The sequence below is a fragment of the Pseudomonas sp. PA15(2017) genome, assembly GCF_001945395.1.
Taxonomy (GTDB): Bacteria; Pseudomonadota; Gammaproteobacteria; order Pseudomonadales; family Pseudomonadaceae; genus Aquipseudomonas.
Genome location: NZ_MSXV01000058.1, coordinates 228,491 through 248,760, shown reverse-complemented (window position 1 = coordinate 248,760; position 20,270 = coordinate 228,491). Strand labels below are relative to the sequence as shown.

The following is a 20,270-nucleotide window of genomic DNA, read 5'->3' as shown; positions in this document are numbered from 1 at the left end:
ACGGAAATAGCCACACTGGAAGGCAAGCTCTTCCTATGCGTGGTGCTTGACCTGTACAGCAAGCTGGTGATCGGTTGGTCGATGCATCACCGTCAGGATCGGCAGATGGTGATTCGAGTGGTGGAGATGGCGATCTGGCAGCGCCAGGGTGACTGGTCGGTGATCCTGCATTCGGATCGCGGCAGCCAATTCACCAGCGCTGACTACCAGCGTTTTCTGAATCGCAATACGCTGGTCTGCAGCATGAGTGCCGTCGGGCATTGCGGCGACAACGCTGCCTGTGAAGGCTTCTTCGGTCAGCTTAAGCGGGAGCGCGTTGCCCATCAGTCGTATCAAACTCGTGATGAAGCACGGGCAGATTTATTCGACTACATCGAACGGTTTCATAACCCACGAATGCGTCGTAGAGTCGCCCGGCAAGACCTGAAGTTTTCAGCCCTTTTCAAACCGTCCGTGGAAATGGGGTAGAACCCCAGTGGCGTTTGCTGCCTAGCGATTTCCCACGTTGGCAAACTGTGCACCGCTACTTCAGTCAATGGAGTGAGCCTGATCAGAATGGGGTAAGTGTGCTGGAGCAAGCCCTTAAAAAATCAGGTTGGCGCGGCCCGTATAAAACAGGGGCGCAAATCGGAATCGAGCTTTTTGATCGTTGACGCACAGAGTGTGAAGAACACCGATAGTGCCTGCGAGAAAGGCTATGACGCGGGCAAGAAGGTTTCGGGTATCAAGCGTCACATCGCAGTGGATACCCAGGGGTTACCCCATGCCATTGCGGTGACCACCGCCGACGTCACCGACCGCAAAGGGGCACTGCTGGCGTTCAAGCGTTGCGCCAGCCATCTGAGAGATGTGCAAAACGTCTTGGCCGATGGGGGTTACGTAGGTAAGCCATTTGCCGGTGCTGTGAAAGAGCTGATTGGTGCAGAGGTGCAGATTGCCAAACGTAGCGAGCTGCATACCTTTGCCGTAATGCCACAGCGCTGGGTGGTGGAACGAAGCTTTGCCTGGCTGGAGAAGTGCAGGCGGTTATGGAAGAACTGCGAGCGTAAGCTCAACACCAGCTTGCAGTTCATCCATTTGGCTTTTCTCGTACTACTGCTCAAAAGATCGTAAACAGGCTCTAAGACCATGACGCACGGCTATGTTGGCAAAATGGCTCGGCATACTGAGTTGGCAGCCCGTACCGGCATCAATATCTATTTCGCCGTCCTGCAGAGCGCAACCTGAACGTGATTAATTATTACTATTATTTTTTATTTTCTGACGTAGCCTTCGTCAATCCCGTAGCGCTCCCTTGAATATCGAATGTGTGGTCTATGCCAGACTGTTCCGCAGAACCTCAAAAGCCATTCTTAGTGGGTACTCTGCTATGAAGGCGCTATCGGTAACTCCTTCCTCGGCCATTTCTGCCGTTCATTCGGCACTTGCCTGTTGCCAGTTGCTGCTGCAACTGACTCAAAAGCGCGTGCCGCAAGCCGCGAACCCAGGGGACGAACCTGATCTGCGCCGGGCGCTCAAGGATTACGCACAGCGTGTCGGCGTCGAGCTGCGCCTCGGGCGGTTGGAACTGGCCCGGTTGGCCCCAAAGATGCTGCCCCTGGTCTGGCGTAACCGCAGCGGCGAATTCGTTTTGCTGGCGCGGCTGTCCGACACTCAGGCGCTGGTGCAGCGGCCTGCTGCTCCGACCGCGGAGATGCTCGACCGCGAGCAATTAGCCGAGCAATGGAGCGGCGAGGTGATTCGCCTGCGCCAAGGTGGCCTGCGTTTCGACCTGTCCTGGTTTATTCCGGAACTGATGCGCCATCGGCGGATACTCGGCGAAGTGTTGCTGTGTTCTCTGTTGCTCCAGGTTCTGGCCCTAGCGACCCCGTTATTTTTCCAGGCGGTAATGGACAAGGTTATGGTGCACCGGGCGTTGTCGACTCTCGACGTACTGGTGGTGACCCTGGTGGTGGTCGGCTTGTTCGAGGTGCTGCTCAAGGGCTTGCGAGAATACCTCTCGGCGCATACTGCCAATCGTATTGACGTCGGCCTAGGGGTAAAGCTGTTCCGGCATCTGCTCGGCCTGCCGCTGCTGTACTTCAAGCAGCGTCAAGTCGGTGCGATCATCACCCGGGTACAGGAGCTGGACAGCATCCGCGAGTTCCTCACCGGTTCTTTACTGACCCTGTGCGTGGATTTGGTCTTCACCCTGGTGTTCTTCGCCGTAATGGCCTGGATCTCCTGGCAGCTGACGCTGCTGGTGCTGGCGACCCTGCCACTGTATGGGATGCTGGCCTGGGCCAGCAGCGGACCGCTGGAGAAGCGTATCGAGCAACAGTTCTACAGTGCGGCGCGCAATACGGCCTTTCTTAATGAAAGCGTAAGCAGCAGCGAAACCATCAAGAGCCTGGCGGTGGAGCCGCGCATGCAGCGCCGCTGGGAGGCGCAGACGGCGCAGATGGTTGAGACTGGTTTCGCCAGCCAGACCTTGGGTAGCGCGATCAGCCAGCTGGTGACGTTGTTGCAGAAGGTCACGGCGGTGGTGGTGATCTGCTGGGGGGCGAGCAAGGTCATCGACCTGCAGATGACCATCGGCCAGTTGATCGCCTTTAATATGATGCTGTCCCACGTCAGCCAGCCGGTGGCCAAGTTGATCGATGTCTGGCAGCAATTCGTCCGGGTACGGGTATCGGTCGACAAGCTGGGCGACATGCTCAACCTGCCGGTGGAGCAGGCCGAGGGCGATCAGAGACCAGTGCAGGCCCTGCGCGGCGAGGTGCGCATTGAGCAACTGACGTTCCGCTACCGTCCGGAACTGGACTTGGTGCTGCGTGGCCTGGACTTGCATATCGTCGCCGGCCAAACGCTTGGCATCGTCGGGCCATCCGGATCCGGCAAGAGCACGCTGACCCGTCTGCTACAAAAGCTCTACATACCCGATGCTGGGCGCATTCTGATCGACGGCGTGCCCTTGCAGCAGATGCAACCGTCCTGGTTACGCAGCCAGATCGGCGTGGTGTTGCAGGAGAACTATCTGTTCAACCGCAGCGTACGGCAAAACATCGCCCTGCGCCATCCCACGTCTTCTCTGGAAAGCGTTATCGCCGCAGCGCGCTTGGCTGGTGCCCATGATTTCATCCTGCGCCTGCCGCTGGGCTACGACACGGTTTTGGCTGAAGCCGGTAGCTCGCTGTCCGGTGGGCAGCGGCAACGTATTGCCATTGCACGGGCGCTGATGGGCGATCCGCGCATCCTGATTTTCGACGAGGCCACCAGCGCACTGGACGACGAATCCCAAGCGCTCATCCAAGAAAACATGGCAGGCATCGCCAAGGGCCGCACGGTCATCATCATTGCCCACCGCCTGTCCGCTGTGCGCCATTGCCAACATATCATCGTCTTGGAGCAAGGATGTATCAGCGAGTCGGGCAGCCACCATGAGCTGCTCGCCCATGGTGGTTGTTATTCACGTTTGTGGACGTTGCAACAGGCGCTGCGCAAGGAAGCCGAATGATGCGCGGCTCATTTTTGAACCCTTTGCGGCGCGCCTGGCACAACTTGCGCCAGCTAGCAGCGCTAAGGGGGCGCAGCCGCGACGAATACGAGTTTCAGCCCAATTACTTGGAGATCGTCGAGCGCCCGCCTGCGCCTTGGGCGCGGGGCACGGCACTAGTGTTAATCCTGTCGATCCTGCTGGCCTTGGTCTGGGCGGCTCTCGGCTTCCTCGACATTCATGCCAGTGCCGGTGGACGCCTGATGGTCTCCAGCTACACCAAGGTGATCCAGGCCCATGAGGCGGGAGAAGTGCGAGCCATCCATGTACGCGACGGGCAACGGGTCAAGGCCGGCGACGTACTGGTGGCTCTGAACCCTATCGGTATCGATGCCGAGCTTAGCGAATTACGCGCCCAGTTGGCTTTCAAGCGCCTGGAGCTTGCCCAGGCCAAGGCCCTTCTGAGCCCTGACCCGCTAAGCAGCTATCAGGCGCCCCCCGGTCTGGACTCGGAGCAGATCACCGCGGCGCTTGAGCAACTGGCGAGCACCTGGAAGGAGAATCGCTCAAATCTGGACAGCCTCAACGCCGAGATCGCCATCAATCAGGCCAGCCAGCAGGCCCGCAACAGTGAAATCGCCGCCCTGGGCAAGCTGGCCGATAACGTGCGCCGGCGGCTCGATGCGCGTCGGGCGATGGCGGCGGAACAGTTGATGCCCTGGGTCGAACTGCTGGAACAGGAAAAGGAGCAGCTAGAGGTTGAGCGTTCCCTGGCTCAGCAACATGCCGAACTGCAGGTGCTCAAGGCCCAGGCACAAAACCGCCGAGAGCAGCGCGACAGCTTCCTGGCCAGAACCCTACGTGAGCAGCATGAGTTGCTCAACCGTAGCCGCCAGGATGTCGAGGTGCTTGAACAGCAACTGATACGCGGCCGCGACCGCCAGCGCTTGCAAACCCTGCTGGCGCCGGTGGATGGTGTGGTTCAGCAATTGGCGGTGCATACTCTGGGTGGCGCGGTACAGCCGGCGCAGCAACTACTGGTGATAGTGCCCGAGGGTGCCGAGCTGGATGCCGAGGTCATGGTGCTGAACAAGGACGTTGGTTTTGTCAGGGCCAACCAGCCGGTGGAGATCAAGGTCGACGCCTTTCCCTACACCCGTTATGGCACCTTGCACGGCACGGTCGAGCATGTATCCGGCGACGCCATCAAGGACGAACGTCTGGGCTTAGTGTTCCCCGCCCGTATTCGCCTTGAACGGGCCGCGATCGCCGCGGGGCATGGGTGGATGCCCTTGCAGGCCGGGATGAGCGTGACCGGCGAGATTCGCACCGGAGAGCGGCGGGTGATCGATTACTTGCTCGGACCGATTCGTGAGTATCAGTCCGAAGCACTGCGGGAGCGTTGAGTATGATCACGACGCTCGATCCCGCGGCCGGAAATCCGCCGACTATCCTCGATACTGGCCTGCATGCATTGGCCTGGGCCGCCCGGCGTTTCGACCTTAACATCACCGTCGAACAACTGAACCACCGTCTGGGGCGGGTCGAGGGCTTGGCTGACAGCCTCGATCTACGGCGCTGCGCCGGCTGGATCGGTCTACGGGCGCGGGCCGTGCAAAGTCATGTGCGACGCTTGCAGCACCTACCGCTACCGGCCTTGCTGGAAACCACTCAGGGGTGGGTGGTGCTGGATGCGGTGGACGGTGACCAGGTGCAGCTGCTATGGCCTTTGCAAGGGCTCTGCCAGACCCTGTCTCGCGAGGAGCTGGCGGTGCTTTGGCAGGGGAGGGGACAGGGGCAGGTGCTGCTGCTCGCCGAGCAGCATGTCGAGCGCAAGGCGCGGGGTTTCGGCATCGGCTGGTTCCTGCCGTCGATTCTCAAGCACGGGCGGCAGTTTCGCAGCGTGCTGTTGGTGTCGCTGATGCTGCAACTGGTGGCGCTGGTCACGCCGCTGCTGTTCGAGAACATCATCGACCGGGTTCTGGTCAGCCGCGGTCTGTCGAGCTTGCAAGTACTGGGCATCGCCATGCTGGCCCTGGCGTTGTTCGAGCCCTTATTCGGTTTCCTGCGTTCCTGGCTGTTTGGTAATGTGGCGAGCAAGATCAACTCCGAGTTATCCGCGCGCCTCTACCAGCATTTGATTCAGCTGCCGCTGGGGTATTTCCAGAATCGACAGAGTGGTGAAATCATCGCTCGGGTTGGCGAGATGCAACAGGTTCGCCAGTTCCTCACTGGCTCGGCCCTGACCTTGGTGTTGGATCTGGCCTTCTGTGGGCTGTTCATCGCGGTGATGTATGCCTATGCGCCGCTGCTGACCTGGGTGGTGGTCGCTTCCCTGGCCTTATACTTTTTGTTCTGGCTGTGCGTCGGGCCCTTGTTGCGCAGCCGGGCGTTGCGCGAATACGAGGTGAACGCGGCGAACACGGCGTTTCTCACCGAGGCCGTGACCGGCATCGAGACCATCAAGACCGGGGCCATCGAAGGTGGCTTTCAGCAGCAGTGGCAACGGCAACTGGCGGCCTATGTGCGTGCGGCGTTTCGTACGCGCATCGTCGGCATCTGGGCCGGGCAGGGCATTGGCCTGATCCAGAAACTCACCTCGGCACTGTTGTTGTGGTGGGGGGTGATGTTGGTGATGGATAATCAGTTGAGCCCCGGCCAACTGGTGGCCTTCAACATGCTGGCCGGGCATGTGGTGGAGCCGATCTTGCGTCTGGCTCAGGTCTGGCAGGACTTCCAGCACACCCTGATTTCTCTGCGTCGCTTGGGCGACATTCTCGACACCGAGTGCGAAAGTGGCAGCGGCGGCCTGGCTTCGGTGCCGGCATTGCAGGGCGGGGTGAGTTTCCAGGGGGTGTCCTTTCGCTATGAGGACGAAGGCAACGAGATACTGCGCAACCTCGACTTGGAGATCCGGCCGGGGGAATTCGTCGGGATCACCGGACCTTCTGGCTCCGGTAAGTCGACACTGACGCGCCTGTTGCAGCGCCTCTATGTGCCTCAGCACGGTCGGGTGCTGGTGGACGGTATCGACCTTGCCATCGCCGACCCGGTGACCCTGCGCCGCAATATGAGCGTGGTGCTCCAGGAAAGCGTGCTGTTCGCTGGCAGCATCGCGGAAAATATCCGTCTGTGTCGGCCTCAAGCCAGCGATGCCGAGATGCGCCAAGCCGCCAGTCTGGCGGGGGCTGCGAGTTTTATCGAAGCCCTGGGGCAGGGCTACGAGACCCAGGTCGGCGAGCGCGGCGGCCAGCTTTCCGGCGGTCAGCGCCAACGGATTGCCCTGGCCAGAGCCCTTCTTACCAACCCCGGTATCCTGTTGCTGGACGAGGCCACCAGTGCACTGGACTACGAGTCGGAAGCGGCGGTGATGGCCAACTTACAAGGCATTACCCGTGGCCGCACGGTGATCAGCATCGCCCATCGCCTCAATACCCTGCGCCAAGCCGATCGGATCCTGGTCATTGACCAGGGGCGGCTGCTCGAACAAGGCACTCACCAAGAGTTGCTCGCCTTGGGCGGAATGTATGCCCGGCAGTGGGCCTTACAGATGAACGATTGAGCTCGCTGACGGAAGGAGAGTGCCAGAACCAGCCATGTATCCCAACCCGGTTATCCACTCCGGAGAATCATCACGATAGACAGCCTTTTGCAGCTCGAAGGGCTTGGCTCAAACAGAGAAAGGATCACTGCAATGGCTTCCATGTACAAGGATTTCACTCGCCTGCTCGATACCCTGATTGATCGGCAGGTCAAGGCGACAGGCAGGCAAACCGAGTGGTTTGATATAAACACCGCCGAGCACGTCGCCCAGTTCGGCGAGCGCCCACAGGAAACGCAGCAGAGCATTATCGGCGTGCTGTCCATTGTCAACGAGAATCTGCGGAAGGCTGAGGCGTTTCATCCGTCACGCTTTAACAGCGTTGCCCCTGCGCTCTTGAGACAGGCGGTTCAGGACCTGCAGCTCAGGGCTGGCTTGTCCTCACTCGGCGCCGAACTCGAACCTCGCCAGGGCAGTACCGATATCCGTCAGTTCACCGCTGGTCCCGCGCAGTTCGCTAAGACCAACACCCTCAGCGCCGAGGTGCTGATCCGGTCGGGGCGCTTGCCGGCCCAGGGCAATGTGCAACTGGTGAAGATGGCCCCGAACCTGTATGAGCTCGAATACACCGAGCGCAGCACTAACGGCAGCCTGCCGGCGTACTTCCTCGGCTACAACGGCGCTAACCAGGCCAACGCTGCACCGGCTTATGTCGATATTCCCAAGCTTGCGGCTGCGGGCAGCTTCCTGTTCACCGGGACCTTGTCGGGTGGCTCGTTGGTAGTGACCAGCCTGGACGCTAATACTTTCCGGGTTTACAACGATGGTCGGGTCAACAGCTCGCTGCTGTACGACAATGTGTTGATGGCGGTCGATTACAAGGACTATCAGGTGGCCGGAGCCGCCGAGGGCTTGGCCGCGGCTTACATGCAGTACGTCGATGGCCAGTGGCAGCTGGCGTTTCAGCGCCAAGAGTACCAGCGCGAAGGGCAGATGGTCTGGCCGAAGCTGCGCGACGGCGCTGAGCCCCTGACGATCCAGATTGCCGATACTCAAGTGGTGGAACGCAACCGGATCGAGTTCGCCGCCTACCGCGAGCAGGTGCACGAGAACTTGAAGAGGGTCGCGGCCCAGTTCGGGGTGCCGGTAAACGGGGTGACTGACGGTGTCTACAAAGGTGGCGCCTTCTCTCCCGAGCATTCGGCGATCGCTGCCTGGAACCAGTTGCGCGAAGCGGTTCAGGCCAAGGTCAACGCCGATATCCAGCAACTGGTCGACAAGCGCTACCAGCTCCGGCAGGACCGGCGCACGGCCAACGACAAGGCTCTGATCGACCAGCAGATCAAACAGCTCAATCTCACCCAGGACTACTACCGGGCGCAGTACGACTCGGTCTTGCGCGAAGCCAGCTCGGTGGAGAAGACTTGGCTCTGGCAGCAGATCAAGGCCAAGGACGGTGCTGCCGCGGTGGTGCGTACCGACGCCGGCGCCACCCAGGGCAGCGCCGAGGACCGGGCCAGCAGCATCGGCGAGCGTTATGCGATTGCTGAGGCCTATCAGCGGGGGGCGCTCGGCACTGAGTTCAACGATGGCTTGCGGAACTTCCAGAAGATCACTGTCCCCGGCCTGAAAAACAACATGTCGGCCTCGGAGATGAAGCAGCTGTTTCTCGAGGGTACGCTCAGCCCTCGTGAGCGTGGCGCCCTCAGCGGTCGCATCAATGAGGAGGCCTTGTCTATCGACAAGGTTCTGCGCCAGGCCGCAGTGTTCAGCGAAGACTTCCGCAAGATCGGCAGTGTCTTCAGCCAACTGGCACCGCAGGAGTTCTACCTGTCGCTGGTGGGTGAGCGCTCCGGTGGCCGTTGCTACCCTCTGGTCCGGGCGATGGCCGTGGCTCTGTCCAGCGGTGGCGAAGCTGGTGTCAACAGCTTGGTGCAGAAGCTGTTCCTGGCTTCCGCCGACCCCCAGGCCGGCAGTTCGACGCTGCTCAAGAACAGCCTGATTCGGTTGCACTCCAACGTCGAAGCGGTCCAAGCGTCGAAGGCGCTGGGAATGTTCAAGATAGACGAGGTGGTCTCGCGGCTGGCCGCTGGCAGCGGTACTTCAATGTTCGCCCTCAACACCAAGAACCACTCGATGCTGGTGGGAAGTATGCAGAACGCCGAAGGCCGGCGTTACTACTTCTATGACCCGAACGTGGGTATCTTCGCTTTCAATTCCACCAATGACCTGTCAAAGGCCATGCAGCACTTTCTCATGGAGAGCAAGCTCGCCTTGCACTACGAGTCGTTCGGCAGCGATTTGCAGCCGACCTTCAACCTGGTGGAGATCGACACCGGCAAGATGGCCGAGGTGCCAGTGGGCAATGGGTTGAACGTGGCCGACCTGTCCCGCCCCGAAGAGTTGGCGGAGGTCATCGGCCAACAACGTCAAGTCGATCAAGCCGTTGGTGCCGGGCAGCGTGTCAGCAAAGACCTTAGCCTAGGTGCGACGTTGACCACTTTAGACGCTGAACAGTGGGGGGCGCGCTTCGAGGCCGCCAGCAGTCGGCTGGCCCGAGGGCAACAGCTGGGCAGCCAGTGGATTCCGATCATCGCCACCACCGAGACGCAGAAGGCAGGCAGTTATCGGGTGCAGTTCATCAACCGTGACCAGCCTGAGCAGACCCGCTGGCTGGCCACCGATGATCGCACCTTTGTCGAGTTCCGTAGCTTCGTCGATAAGCATATGCGGGTGTTCAAGGAGCACTTCACCCTGGAACATGGGCAGATACGGCCTCGTGCCAGGGGGAGCGAAGCCGCGCCGGCGGATGGCCTGAACGCCGGTTTCGCGGTACAGACACTGATCCAGTGGTTTGCCGACAAAAGCAGTAAAGACGCCGACCAGGGCACGGTGTCGCCGGATCTGGCCACTGCCCTGAAGATCCACAGCTACCTGGGCATGGCGCAGACCGGCCAGGGCGTCTTGCAGGATGTGGGTAAGGTCATCGCTCTGGTGCAGACCGCATTGCGCGGCGAAGTGGTGGCTGCCGAAACCTCGCTTAAGGGGTTCACTTCGACCTTGGGCCACACCGTCAGTGAAGGCGCGAACGTGCTGTTGGGCGGAGCCATGGTCGGTCTGGATGCCTATGAGCTGGCCCATGCAGAGAGCGACGTGCAGAAGGCGGTATTCGGTACCCAGTTGGCATTCGACTCGGCTAGCTTCGTCACTGGCGCAGCTGGGGTGGGCGCCGGCTTGCTTGGGGCCTCGACGGCGAGCGCCGTACTGGGTAGCGCAGGGGTCGTTCTTGGTGGCCTGGCGGTAGGCTTCACCGCGCTGGCCCAGGCCTTTGGCGCGGTGGCCGAAGACGCCAAGGCGGTGGGCCTCTACTTCGACGCGGTCGACAAGGCCTACAAGGGCAATGGCTACCGTTACGACGGGGAAAAGAAGGTTCTAGTGCCGCTGCCCGGCGCGGTGGTCAAGCGCCTGGATCTGCGCAGCGGCCAGATAAGTTTCGACAGTCAGTACATCTATCGTACCCACCACGGCTCTACCGGTTCCGGGGCGATCAATTACTTCTTCTGGGCCGGCGACTTCCCAGTGATGGTTCAAGACCGTAGCCAGGCGATCGAGGTGCGCAGCGGAATTGGCTACAAAGACGCCACGCGCAAGCTCGATCATGGCGACAGCATGGCGGTGATTCTGCCGGGCACGCCCAAGTCCTACATCAGCTACGAGTACATGATCCTCCCTGGCGCCACTACCCGGCATGACGCCGGTTTCGATGTGATCCGCCGCTTAGAGACGGATGGTCGCTTCGACTACGACTTCTACATTTTCCCGAGCGAGGAGACGATCCGGCGAATTAGCCAGGAATACGTCGATACCCCGATCGAGGTGCTGCTCGACTCACGTGACCGACAACTGGTGATCCCTGCGCTGCCCAAGGAGCTGCATGGCTATCTGAATTATCAAATCAAGGGTGCAGGCGGGCGCTATCTGGTGGGGCTCAATGAAGGCGCCCGGGTCGATCTCTTCAGCGAGGCCAGCAATACGCCGTCGCGCTGGATCATCGACAGCAGCCAGCTGCAAAGCGAGACCATCAGCGTGTCCAAGGATCAGTTGGTGGTGGGCGGCGTGGTGGTCAAGCTCGACCCTGCCCGCAACGGCCAGGTGTTGCTGGTCAATGCCAAGGGCGAGATGCGCCAAGTCGACTTCGCCGGCCTAACCACCCGAGTGGTAGCGGAAGATGCGAGTAAATGGCAGCTGCCCGGCCAGCGCATTGAGCAGCACCTGAGCGAGTTGGCCAAAGCTCATCAGCTGCAAGGTCAGTATGTGGCCGTCGACAACTACAGCCACCAAGGGCGCAAGGTCGGGCGGGCGTTCTACGACGTGGCCAATGACCGCATGCTGTTCACGGACACCACGGTGGAAAAGGCTCAACGCGCCCAGCTGGGGGCAGTGGTCGGCGAGCATGCCTACTTCGTCGATGCCGAGAACGCCGCAGCATGGCGGGTCGATATCGCCACCGGCAAGGTCAACGCGCAGTTTGCTCCCTTTTTTAATCAGAGCGCGGGCCAGATCAGCCGATTCTGGCAAGAGGGCGATGCGATCTATTTGGCACGGCGTTATCAGCTCAAGGAGCGCGAGGCCGAGCTGACCTTCCGTATCCTCGGTGACCGAATGGAGATGGTCGGCGTGGTCGGCGACAACCAGGCGCTGCAGCTGTTGGCGCGCTCCGACCTCCATGGCGATACGCTCCAGGGTTATGAGGGCCATATCACTCAGCGGGCCACCCCCTTGTACAGTCTGGGCGGACCGTCGGTGGAACCGACCACAGCAGCGTTGGTGACGGTGTTTGGCCTCGATAACGCGAAAGTGGCGCATCGCTATTGGCTGCGCACCAGCGACAACACGTTGATCAAACCGAACCTGGCGCCCCCTACGGGTCGGCAGTCGCCTGGGGGCGCCCAGGGCAAACCCCAGAGTGCCTGGCCGATTCCGGCGGATCTAGTGCTCGTTGGCAGCCAGCCGCAACCTGCTGGGCAAGAGGTATTTTTCTTCTACAGCCAGAAGGAGAAAGTGCTGTTCCGTCAGGAGGGGCCAGGGCAGAAGGTTCTCGATAGCAGTCGACCGAGCGCTTTGCGCCTAGCTACGCCGGCCCTGGCCAATGTGCTCGAACTCAATGGCCATGTACTGGCCGTGACTGAGGACGGACGTGTTGCGCGAGTCGAAGCAACCGGACGCCTGAGTTATGAAGCGGTCAACGAGCACTGGCTCAAGGGCCGCCGCACCTGGTGGAAGGACTTGGCCAATGTCGCCGGAAGCAATGCTACCCTGGCGGTATTCGGCGTCAAGGCCGTCGACAGCAAAAGTGCGCTGCCCGTGTGGTTCCACAATGGCCAGGTGATCGTGGCGGCGCCGACACTGCAGGGCAAGCCGTTGCAGTTTCTCGGATTTGACAGTGCCAGCGGCAAAGCGCGGCTGTTCGAGCCGGAGAGCGGCAAGCTCTACCTCCAGGCGCCGATGACGCCCGAAGCGCTGGCGAGTGCATTCGACAAGGACGAGGTGCTTAAGGCCTCGGCGCAGCTAGCCGCCGCCACGGCCCTAATGCCCGAAGTGCAACTGCGCTCTGTGGCGCAGGTGGATGCAGGGCTGCGGCTGACCACGGCAAAGGGTGAAGTATTGATGCGCACCGACAGCGGTGATGTGCAACTGGTGGCGGTCGACAAGGGCTGGCAGAAGCAGCAGCAGGGCCACTTGCCCCAGGCATTGGCGCAAGTGGCCGGCCAATGGCGAACCAAAGGCGTGTTGACCTTGCAAGACGCCGGTAATCCGGGCTGGTTCGATGTTGCCAGTGGTCAGATATTCTCCAGCACCGGCATCCCTGCCGCGAGCGACCTACGCTTTATCGGAATCGCCGCCGGGGAGCCGCGCTCGGCCTATGTCTACAGCTCGACCGAGCATGTGCTGTACAAGGTCATTCAGGGTGCTGCCCAGAAGCTCGGGCAATACGGCAGTCTGGAGCGAATCGGCTCCTCGCTGCTGCTTCAGGTCGATAGTGCTCTTCAGGACGTTGAGCGAATCGGCTCCTCGCAGCGGCTTCAGGGTAGCGGCGCTGGCCGCCAGAGCGAGCTGGCGCCACCGCTGATCGCCGGGGTCGACAGCCTCGTGCTGCATGGTGGCGCTGCTAGTGACACTTATCGTCTCAGCCCGGCGATGTGGGCGCATTACCGCACCGTGGTGATCGACAACGATGATCCGGGCCAGGCCCTGGATCGGCTGATTCTACCGGTGGCCGACGGCAAGAACATCCTCGTCAGCCGTCAGGGTGAGGATGTGCTGCTGACAGACACGGGCAGCGGCACCGCGTTGGTGTTACGTCAGGTGCTGGGCAGCGAGGCCGCGACACACCGGCATTTGCAGATCGAGCTGGCGGGGGGCGCATCGGTGATCAGCGTCGATCATCTAGTGACGGGCTTTGCCCAGGTGGGCAATGTCGGGAGCGGGGTGTTCGAACTATCCTCACGTCAAAACGCTCTGAGCGCGAATGGCATCGCCTCGGTGACGGATGCCGGAAGGCCTAACTTAGCCAAGTTGAGCGGGGACATGGCCGCCTTCGCCAATACCGGCGGCGACTATGAGCACTTTAGTCAGAACCGTCAGGCTGCGCAGCCGGTTCTGGTGCCTTCAGTGTCCTGACCCAGGAGGAGAACCGCAGGAGGGGCGCAACGCCTCTCCTGCATCCGCTCCAACCCTTTTCTTTTTTGTAAACGGATTTGTAGAAAAAGACCATGATCCAACTCATGAATTCGTGGCAGCGCGCCCTTGTCGGTTGGCTGCTTGTTTTTCCGTTAGTGGCCGGGGCCGCCCAGGAGCCCACCCATGCCCTGCCCAGCGACCTTTGGCGGGTGTATCAGGATGCTCGGCAGAACAACAGCGGGCTGGCTGCCGCCCGAGCCGACCAGACGGCCCGCTCCGAGGTGGTGCCCCAGGCCCGGGCCGGCCTGTTGCCGACGCTGTCGGCCAACGCCGAGCTGAACAGTACCAGTAACTCCCTGCAACAGCCTCGGCAAGACACTCAGCGCAGCGGCACCAGCTATCAGGTAGTGCTCAACCAGCCGCTATTTCGGGCCGACCGCTGGTTTAACCTCAAGGCCGCCGAGGCCGAGGATCGGCAGGCCCAGCTTGAGCTTGCGGCCGCCGAGCAGAAACTGATGCTTGATAGTGCACAGGCCTATTTCGGCCTGCTAAAGGCCCAGGACACCCTGGCGGCGGCTAAGGCCGAAGAAGCGGCGCTCAAGCGCCAGCTCGAACTGGCGGAGAAGGGCCTGCGATTCGGTCTGTCGGATCGCACCGATGTGCTCCAGGCCCAGGCCGGGCATGACACTGCCCAGGCCAACCGTATCGTTGCGCACACGCTCATGGACGATGCTTTCATGGCCCTAGATACCTTGACCCACCAGGAGTATGAGGCGGTCCAGGGGTTACGGCACGACATGCCGGTGCTGCTGCCCGAGCCCAACGACGCCCGGCTCTGGGTCACTACCGCGATGCAGCAGAACCTGGGCCTGCTGGCAAGCCAGCAGGCCCTAGACGCGACGCAGCAGACGCTCAGCGCTCGAAAGGCAGGGCATGCGCCGACCCTAGACGCGGTGCTGCGTTACCAGAACGGTGACAACGACAACCTTGGCTATGGCAACAGCGAAATCCGCGGTAGGGGGTATGGCGGCACTGCCGAGCAGCGCTCCGTCGGCTTGCAGTTGAACATCCCGCTTTTCAGCGGCGGGCAGAACCGTTCCCAGGTACGTGAGGCCTACCAGCGAATGAACCAGCGCGAGTACCTCAATGACGATTTTCGGCGCCAGGTGATTGAGCAGACCCGCAAACTGCATCGCGGTCTCAACAGCGCGGCTGATCAGATCCGGGCCCGGCGTCAATCGATCATCTCCAACCAGGGCGCGGTGCTGGCTTCACAGCAGGGCTTGCAGGTCGGCACCCGCAATATCGTCGATGTGCTGGAGGCGCAACGTCAGCTTTACAGCGCCGTGCGCCAGTACAACGACAGCCGCTACGACTACATCCTCGACACTCTGCGGCTCAAGCAGGCGGTGGGAACCTTGTCGCCTCAGGATCTTAAGGCGCTTTGTGACTACCTCAAGGTAGACTACGAACCCGAGCGAGACTTTCTGCCGCCGGAGTTTCCACGTCGGCTGGCGAGCAGCTAATGCTCAAAGCATAGGCCGGTAATGCTGACCGGAACAGGGGGCGTTCAGGGAGCGCCCACGTAATGGTTCTTGGCAATGGGCTGCCAGGCATGCCAAGTGGGTTACGGCACGCCGACGTGGGCGAACTCCTGACAGCCGAATGAGCTGACGCTGTAGCCTTCGATGCCCTTGCGAGTCAGTGCGTAGGCTCAGGCCCAGATCGGTCAGGCGATATTCCACCCGCGGCGGTACCTCGGCGTGCACCGTCCTGATCACTAGGCCGTCGCGCTCCATGTCGCGCAGTGTCTGCGTGAGCATTTTCTGACTGATGCCGCCCACCTGTTGTTGCAATTGCAAAAAGCGCGTCTCGCCATGCTCGGCGAGCACATCGAGGATCATCATCGTCCATTTGTCAGCTACCCGGGCGATCACGCCGTTGATCAGTTCGGCCACGTGAGGCTCCAGCGGAGCGGTGGCTCTCAACTGCTCGCGCGTTTCTCGATGACGTTTCTCATCCGTGGACATGGCTTCACCATTCGATAGTTACCTTATGGTGTGTATAGCACTTTCGGGTGCCTACTTTCGGCAGGTAAGTGGTCGTCATAAGCTGGCTTCGAATGTCGAGCCGACCCTCCGTAAAGGGGCATGTTGGCTCAATCTTTTCGCATCTGGCGTGCTCCAACACCTGGAATGTCAGATCGTCGCGAGTCACACGGCGCTTGTATTTTATCGAGCAACCAACCGAGAGGCATGACCATGAAAGCATCGGGTAATACGCTGTTGATCACCGGCGGTGGTTCCGGCATCGGCCGCGAACTAGCGCTGCGTTTTCATGCGCTGGGCAATACCGTGATCGTCACCGGCCGTCATCTGGATACTTTGCAGGAAACCATCGCCGGGCGAGAAGGCATGCATGCCATGACCCTGGACGTGGCAGATGCAGACGCGATTCGCGATTTCGCCAGGGAGATCACCCAGCGCTTCGCGAATCTCAATGGCGTGATCAACAACGCGGGCATCATGCACATCGATGATGTCGGTACCGAGTCGGACCTGGCCAACGCCGAGGCTCAGGTTATCACCAACCTCCTGGGCCCCATCCGCCTGAACAACGCGCTGGTCGAACACCTGAAACGCCAGGACGCGGGCGTCATCGTCAATGTTTCCTCGGGGCTGGCGTTCGTGCCACGGGCCGATGCAGCGGTGTACAGCGCCACCAAAGCGGCGATTCACATTTACAGTCAGTCGCTGCGGCATCAGTTGGCGGGCAAGGTTCGGGTCATCGAGCTGGCGCCGCCGGCAGTGCAGACCGAGCTTACGCCCGGACAGGCCACCCGTGAGGGATACATGCCGCTGGAGGCGTTCGTCGACGAAGTGATGGCGTTGTTCGCGCAGCAGCCCGTGGCGGACGAAATCATCGTCGAGCGTGCCCGCTTCCAGCGGCTGGCCGAGTGCGAAGGGCGGTTTGACGAGGCATTCAAGCGCATCAACGGTGGCGGCTGAGCCTGGCCAGGTTGGTAGCGGATTTTCCCGGCGCTTGCCCGACAAACGCTGTTTTTTGTGGGCTGCGGCCCATCTGCCCAATGGGCGTGACCCTTTTGGCTGTGGCACACTTGGCCGCCTGTGAGCGCGGACAACGATACGGTCGACCACCTGCCGCGTCCCGGTGCCGCAGGCGGTCAGCCCGGCAATGGCCACAACAACAAGGGGAAGCAGCGTGCATAACGTCGTCATCAGCGGTACCGGCCTGTTCACGCCGGCCAGCAGCATTTCCAACGACGAATTGGTGGCGTCCTTCAATGCCTACGCGCAGCAATTCAACAGTGACAACTCCGAAGCCATCGAGCGCGGTGAGGTCGAGGCGCTGAGCGAATCGAACAGCGCCTTCATCGAGAAGGCTTCGGGTATCAAGAGCCGTTTCGTGATCGACAAGCAGGGCATTCTCGACCCACAGCGCATGGTGCCGTTCATTCCCGAGCGGGATAACGAGCAGTGGGGCATTCTCTGCGAGATGGCAGTGGCGGCCGCCACAGAGGCGCTGGCGCGGGCCGGCAAGAGTGCTGCGGATATCGACGGGGTGATCGTCGCCTGTTCCAACCTGCAGCGCGCCTATCCTGCTGTCGCCATCGAAGTGCAGGCGGCGCTGGGCATCCAGGGCTTCGGCTTCGACATGAACGTGGCCTGCTCCTCGGCAACCTTCGGCATCCAGGCGGCGGCCAACAGCATTCAGCTCGGCCAGGCGCGGGCGATCCTGATGGTCAACCCGGAAATCTGCACCGGGCACCTGAATTTTCGCGACCGTGACAGCCACTTCATCTTTGGCGATGCGGCCACCGCTGTGGTGCTCGAACGCGCCGACCTGGCCACCTCGGCCCATCAGTTCGAAGTGGTCGGCACCAAGCTGCTGACCCAGTTCTCCAACAACATCCGCAACAACTTCGGCTTTCTCAATCGTGCCGCCGAAGACGGCGCTCAGACGTCCCGCGACAAGCTGTTCGTGCAGGAAGGGCGCAAGGTGTTCAAGGAAGTCTGCCCGATGGTGGCCGAGCTGATCGCCGCTCACCTGCAGGAGAACGGCCTGAATGTGGCGGATGTGAAACGCTTCTGGCTGCACCAGGCCAACCTCAACATGAACCAGCTGATCGCCCGCAAACTCCTGGGTCGCGACCCGGAGGCCGCCGAGGCACCGGTGATTCTCGACACCTACGCCAACACCAGCTCCGCCGGTTCGGTGATCGCCCTGCACAAGAATCAGGATGATCTGCCGGCAGGCTCGCTGGGCGTGCTGAGCTCCTTCGGTGCCGGTTATTCGATCGGTAGCGTGATTCTGCGCAAGCGTTGATTGCTTGTGGGGAAGGGCTTGCGAAGGGTATGAATATCTAGAGCTGAGGGTGAGCTCCTGCCTGAGGCTGGAGCTCGGTTCATCGCTTACTACTTGGCCCATTTCAGGAAAGCGGCGCGGCTTTCCGGCGTCAGCAGGTTCCACATCTGCTGCAGGGTGGTCAGGGTGGCGTCGTTGTGCGGCAGGGCGGCAGCCTGGCTCGGTGCGGGTTGCAGGGCCACGGGCTGAGCGGCTTGTGGCGGAGCGCTGCCCAGCGGTGCGACGGTGGTGGGCTGGGTGGCGACTTCGCTGGTGCCCATGAGGGCCGCGAGTGCCGAAACGTTGCGATTGCCCTCTTGGGCCTGTTCACGTTCGCCGGTGCGCGTATTCACCGCCCAGGCCTTGAATTCTTCTTCGAATTTCTTCGCTTCGGCCAGGTTCTGCGGACGGTCGAATTCCAGGCGCCATACGTCGCCCGCTTTGCCGTCGATATCGAAGATTGCAGTGCGGCTGCGCACTACTTCATGGCTGATGCCGCCGGCAACGTCGAAGCCATTCTTGTAGAACGCTTGAATCTGATAGGCACCCGGCTGCATCAGCAACTGCTTGTCATCCAGGTTATAGGCAGCATTGGCCGCCTTGTAGGGCTGGCCGTTGATGCTACGGATTTCCAGCTCGCCGGGTACCACGACAGTCAGCACTTCGCTCTGCGGCTGAGGTGCACCGGAATACAGCTGAACTTTGGGCTGCTGGGCACAAGCGGCCAGCAGACCGGCCAGGGCGATAACGAACAAACGGCGCATGAAGACTCCTAGGGGAGAAGACCCGCCGATGGTGGCGGTATGGGGACGGTTGTATTTCGAACGCGAGAATAAGACGGAGAGGTGTCAGTTAAATGACAAGCCGGGCTGCTCGCGAAGAACAGCCCGGCTCGTTTTATTCCGATCCGCGGGTGGGATCAGAAGTCGTAGCGCAGACCTACGGTGAAACCGGAGGCTTTCTCGCCCAGCGCACGGTTGACGCCGTTAGCGTCGATCGACTGGCCGGTAGGGTTGGCAGTGCGCGACTGGCTCCAAGGGGTGTAGGCAACCAGATCATCGTTATCCACGACGGCGTAGTTGGCGTAGACGCGTACGGCCTTGTCCAGCTTGTGCTCGACGCCCACGACCCACATGGTGGCATCACGATCCTTGGCATCGTTGTCGTGGGTCATCCAGGTGGCTTTGAGCGCGGTATTCTTGGCAATGGCGAATTCGCCACCCAGGCCATAGACGTCGAACGTGCCCTGATCACGTGCAGCGGAAGTGGTGGTGCTGACACCTTTGAAATCGGTGGTCTGGTAGAAGCCGACCAGCTTGAAGTTGTCGACGATCTTGTAGGCCACAGCGGCGCGAATGGAGTCGGCTTTACCACGCAACGTGTCTTCTTCGACTTTCTCGTAGGCCAGGGAGGCTTCCAGCGGGCCGCCGAGGTAGTTCAACGAGGTGCTGAAGGCGTCGCTGTCTTTGTTGTTTGCAGCGGTGTCGGTGATGTTGAGCGACTGACCGCGATACATCGAGTAGGCCACTTTGACGTTGAAACCGCTGAAGTCAGGCGTGGTGTACTGGATGGTGTTGTCATAGCGCTCGTCGAGGCGGCCGGCAGTGACGCGGGCCAGGTTGTTCATGTCGCCGACCTGGTCGCCGAACAGGTTGAACGGGCCGCGAGCGACTTTGAACGGGCTGTCGAAACGACCGACCTGCACGGCGCCGAAGTTGCCGCCCAGACCCACGAAGGTATCGCGGGTGGCGAAGCTGGTGCCGCCGTCGGACGAGCCAGTGGTGAAGTTGATTTGCTGCTCGATCTGGAAGAAGGCTTTCAGATCCGGGTTGATTTCATGATCACCCTTGAAGCCCAGGCGAGACGAGTTGCTCGACAGGTTGGTTTCGGAGTACCTGGCACCGTCGTCGAGATAATCGACCGATACGTGTGCACGGCCATAGATGCTCACGTCTGCCATCGCTACACCGGACAGGGCAGCACCAACAGCAACCGCAATCAACTTCATCTTCATTGAAAAAAGCTCCTTCGTTTATGAAACGCCGTCAGTGCCATCGGCATGACATCGTCTGTTTGGACGGAGGCGATTATGGAAATGGGATATGACAGAAGGCTTGCTGGCGCGTGACATTTTCAAGTCATGGGAACTTTTTAAGAATCAGAGGGTTGCGTGCGGTATGAGAGCTTTTTTACGGTCGGCGAACGGGG

At 60.9% G+C, this 20,270-nt stretch carries 11 protein-coding genes and 1 pseudogene; 9 read left to right on the top strand and 3 right to left on the bottom strand.

The window, feature by feature from the left end; all coding sequences use genetic code 11:
* The 7 genes and pseudogenes from BVH03_RS26515 to BVH03_RS22805 form a co-directional block, all read left to right on the top strand.
* Window positions 1–468 (top strand): DDE-type integrase/transposase/recombinase (locus BVH03_RS26515; RefSeq protein ID WP_168175666.1); only part of this gene is annotated, 468 nt, incomplete at its 5' end.
* 5 nt (window positions 469–473) lie between these two features.
* Window positions 474–1,113: pseudogene (locus tag BVH03_RS22830) on the top strand (IS5 family transposase); the annotation flags it as partial.
* Window positions 1,114–1,369: 256 nt separating this feature from the next.
* Complete coding sequence (locus BVH03_RS22825; RefSeq protein WP_075963323.1) at window positions 1,370–3,496, top strand: type I secretion system permease/ATPase; 2,127 nt, start codon at window positions 1,370–1,372, stop codon at window positions 3,494–3,496.
* Complete coding sequence (locus tag BVH03_RS22820) at window positions 3,493–4,881, top strand: HlyD family type I secretion periplasmic adaptor subunit (RefSeq protein ID WP_075963322.1); 1,389 nt, start codon at window positions 3,493–3,495, stop codon at window positions 4,879–4,881. The genes BVH03_RS22825 and BVH03_RS22820 overlap by 4 nt, the downstream gene beginning before the upstream one ends.
* Before the next feature lie 2 nt (window positions 4,882–4,883).
* On the top strand, window positions 4,884–7,037 hold the full coding sequence (locus BVH03_RS22815; protein WP_075963321.1) for a type I secretion system permease/ATPase: 2,154 nt from the start codon (window positions 4,884–4,886) through the stop codon (window positions 7,035–7,037).
* A 132-nt stretch (window positions 7,038–7,169) separates the two neighbouring features.
* Window positions 7,170–13,697, top strand: a complete 6,528-nt coding sequence (locus BVH03_RS22810; protein WP_256574787.1) for a TcdA/TcdB pore-forming domain-containing protein — start codon at window positions 7,170–7,172, stop codon at window positions 13,695–13,697.
* A gap of 92 nt (window positions 13,698–13,789) precedes the next feature.
* Window positions 13,790–15,223, top strand: a complete 1,434-nt coding sequence (locus BVH03_RS22805; RefSeq protein WP_075963320.1) for a TolC family outer membrane protein — start codon at window positions 13,790–13,792, stop codon at window positions 15,221–15,223.
* Window positions 15,224–15,226: 3 nt separating this feature from the next.
* Here the strand turns inward: BVH03_RS22805 and BVH03_RS25770 are convergent, their stop codons facing one another.
* Window positions 15,227–15,655, bottom strand: coding sequence for a helix-turn-helix domain-containing protein (locus BVH03_RS25770; protein WP_256574786.1), 429 nt, complete (start codon window positions 15,653–15,655; stop codon window positions 15,227–15,229).
* A 297-nt stretch (window positions 15,656–15,952) separates the two neighbouring features.
* On the opposite strand from BVH03_RS25770, the gene BVH03_RS22795 reads away from it, so the two are divergent.
* Window positions 15,953–16,705 carry an SDR family oxidoreductase gene (locus BVH03_RS22795; protein ID WP_256574785.1) on the top strand — a complete coding sequence of 251 codons (753 nt, stop codon included), beginning with the start codon at window positions 15,953–15,955 and terminating at the stop codon, window positions 16,703–16,705.
* A gap of 214 nt (window positions 16,706–16,919) precedes the next feature.
* Entirely contained in the window at window positions 16,920–18,044 is a 1,125-nt protein-coding gene (locus BVH03_RS22790; protein ID WP_075963319.1) for a beta-ketoacyl-ACP synthase III, read from the top strand.
* An 89-nt stretch (window positions 18,045–18,133) separates the two neighbouring features.
* On the opposite strand, the gene BVH03_RS22785 is transcribed toward BVH03_RS22790, so the two are convergent.
* Window positions 18,134–18,826, bottom strand: a complete 693-nt coding sequence (locus BVH03_RS22785) for a DUF2057 family protein (RefSeq protein WP_075963318.1) — start codon at window positions 18,824–18,826, stop codon at window positions 18,134–18,136.
* 155 nt (window positions 18,827–18,981) lie between these two features.
* Complete coding sequence (locus tag BVH03_RS22780) at window positions 18,982–20,076, bottom strand: porin (protein WP_075963317.1); 1,095 nt, start codon at window positions 20,074–20,076, stop codon at window positions 18,982–18,984.
* Window positions 20,077–20,270: the final 194 nt, after the last annotated feature.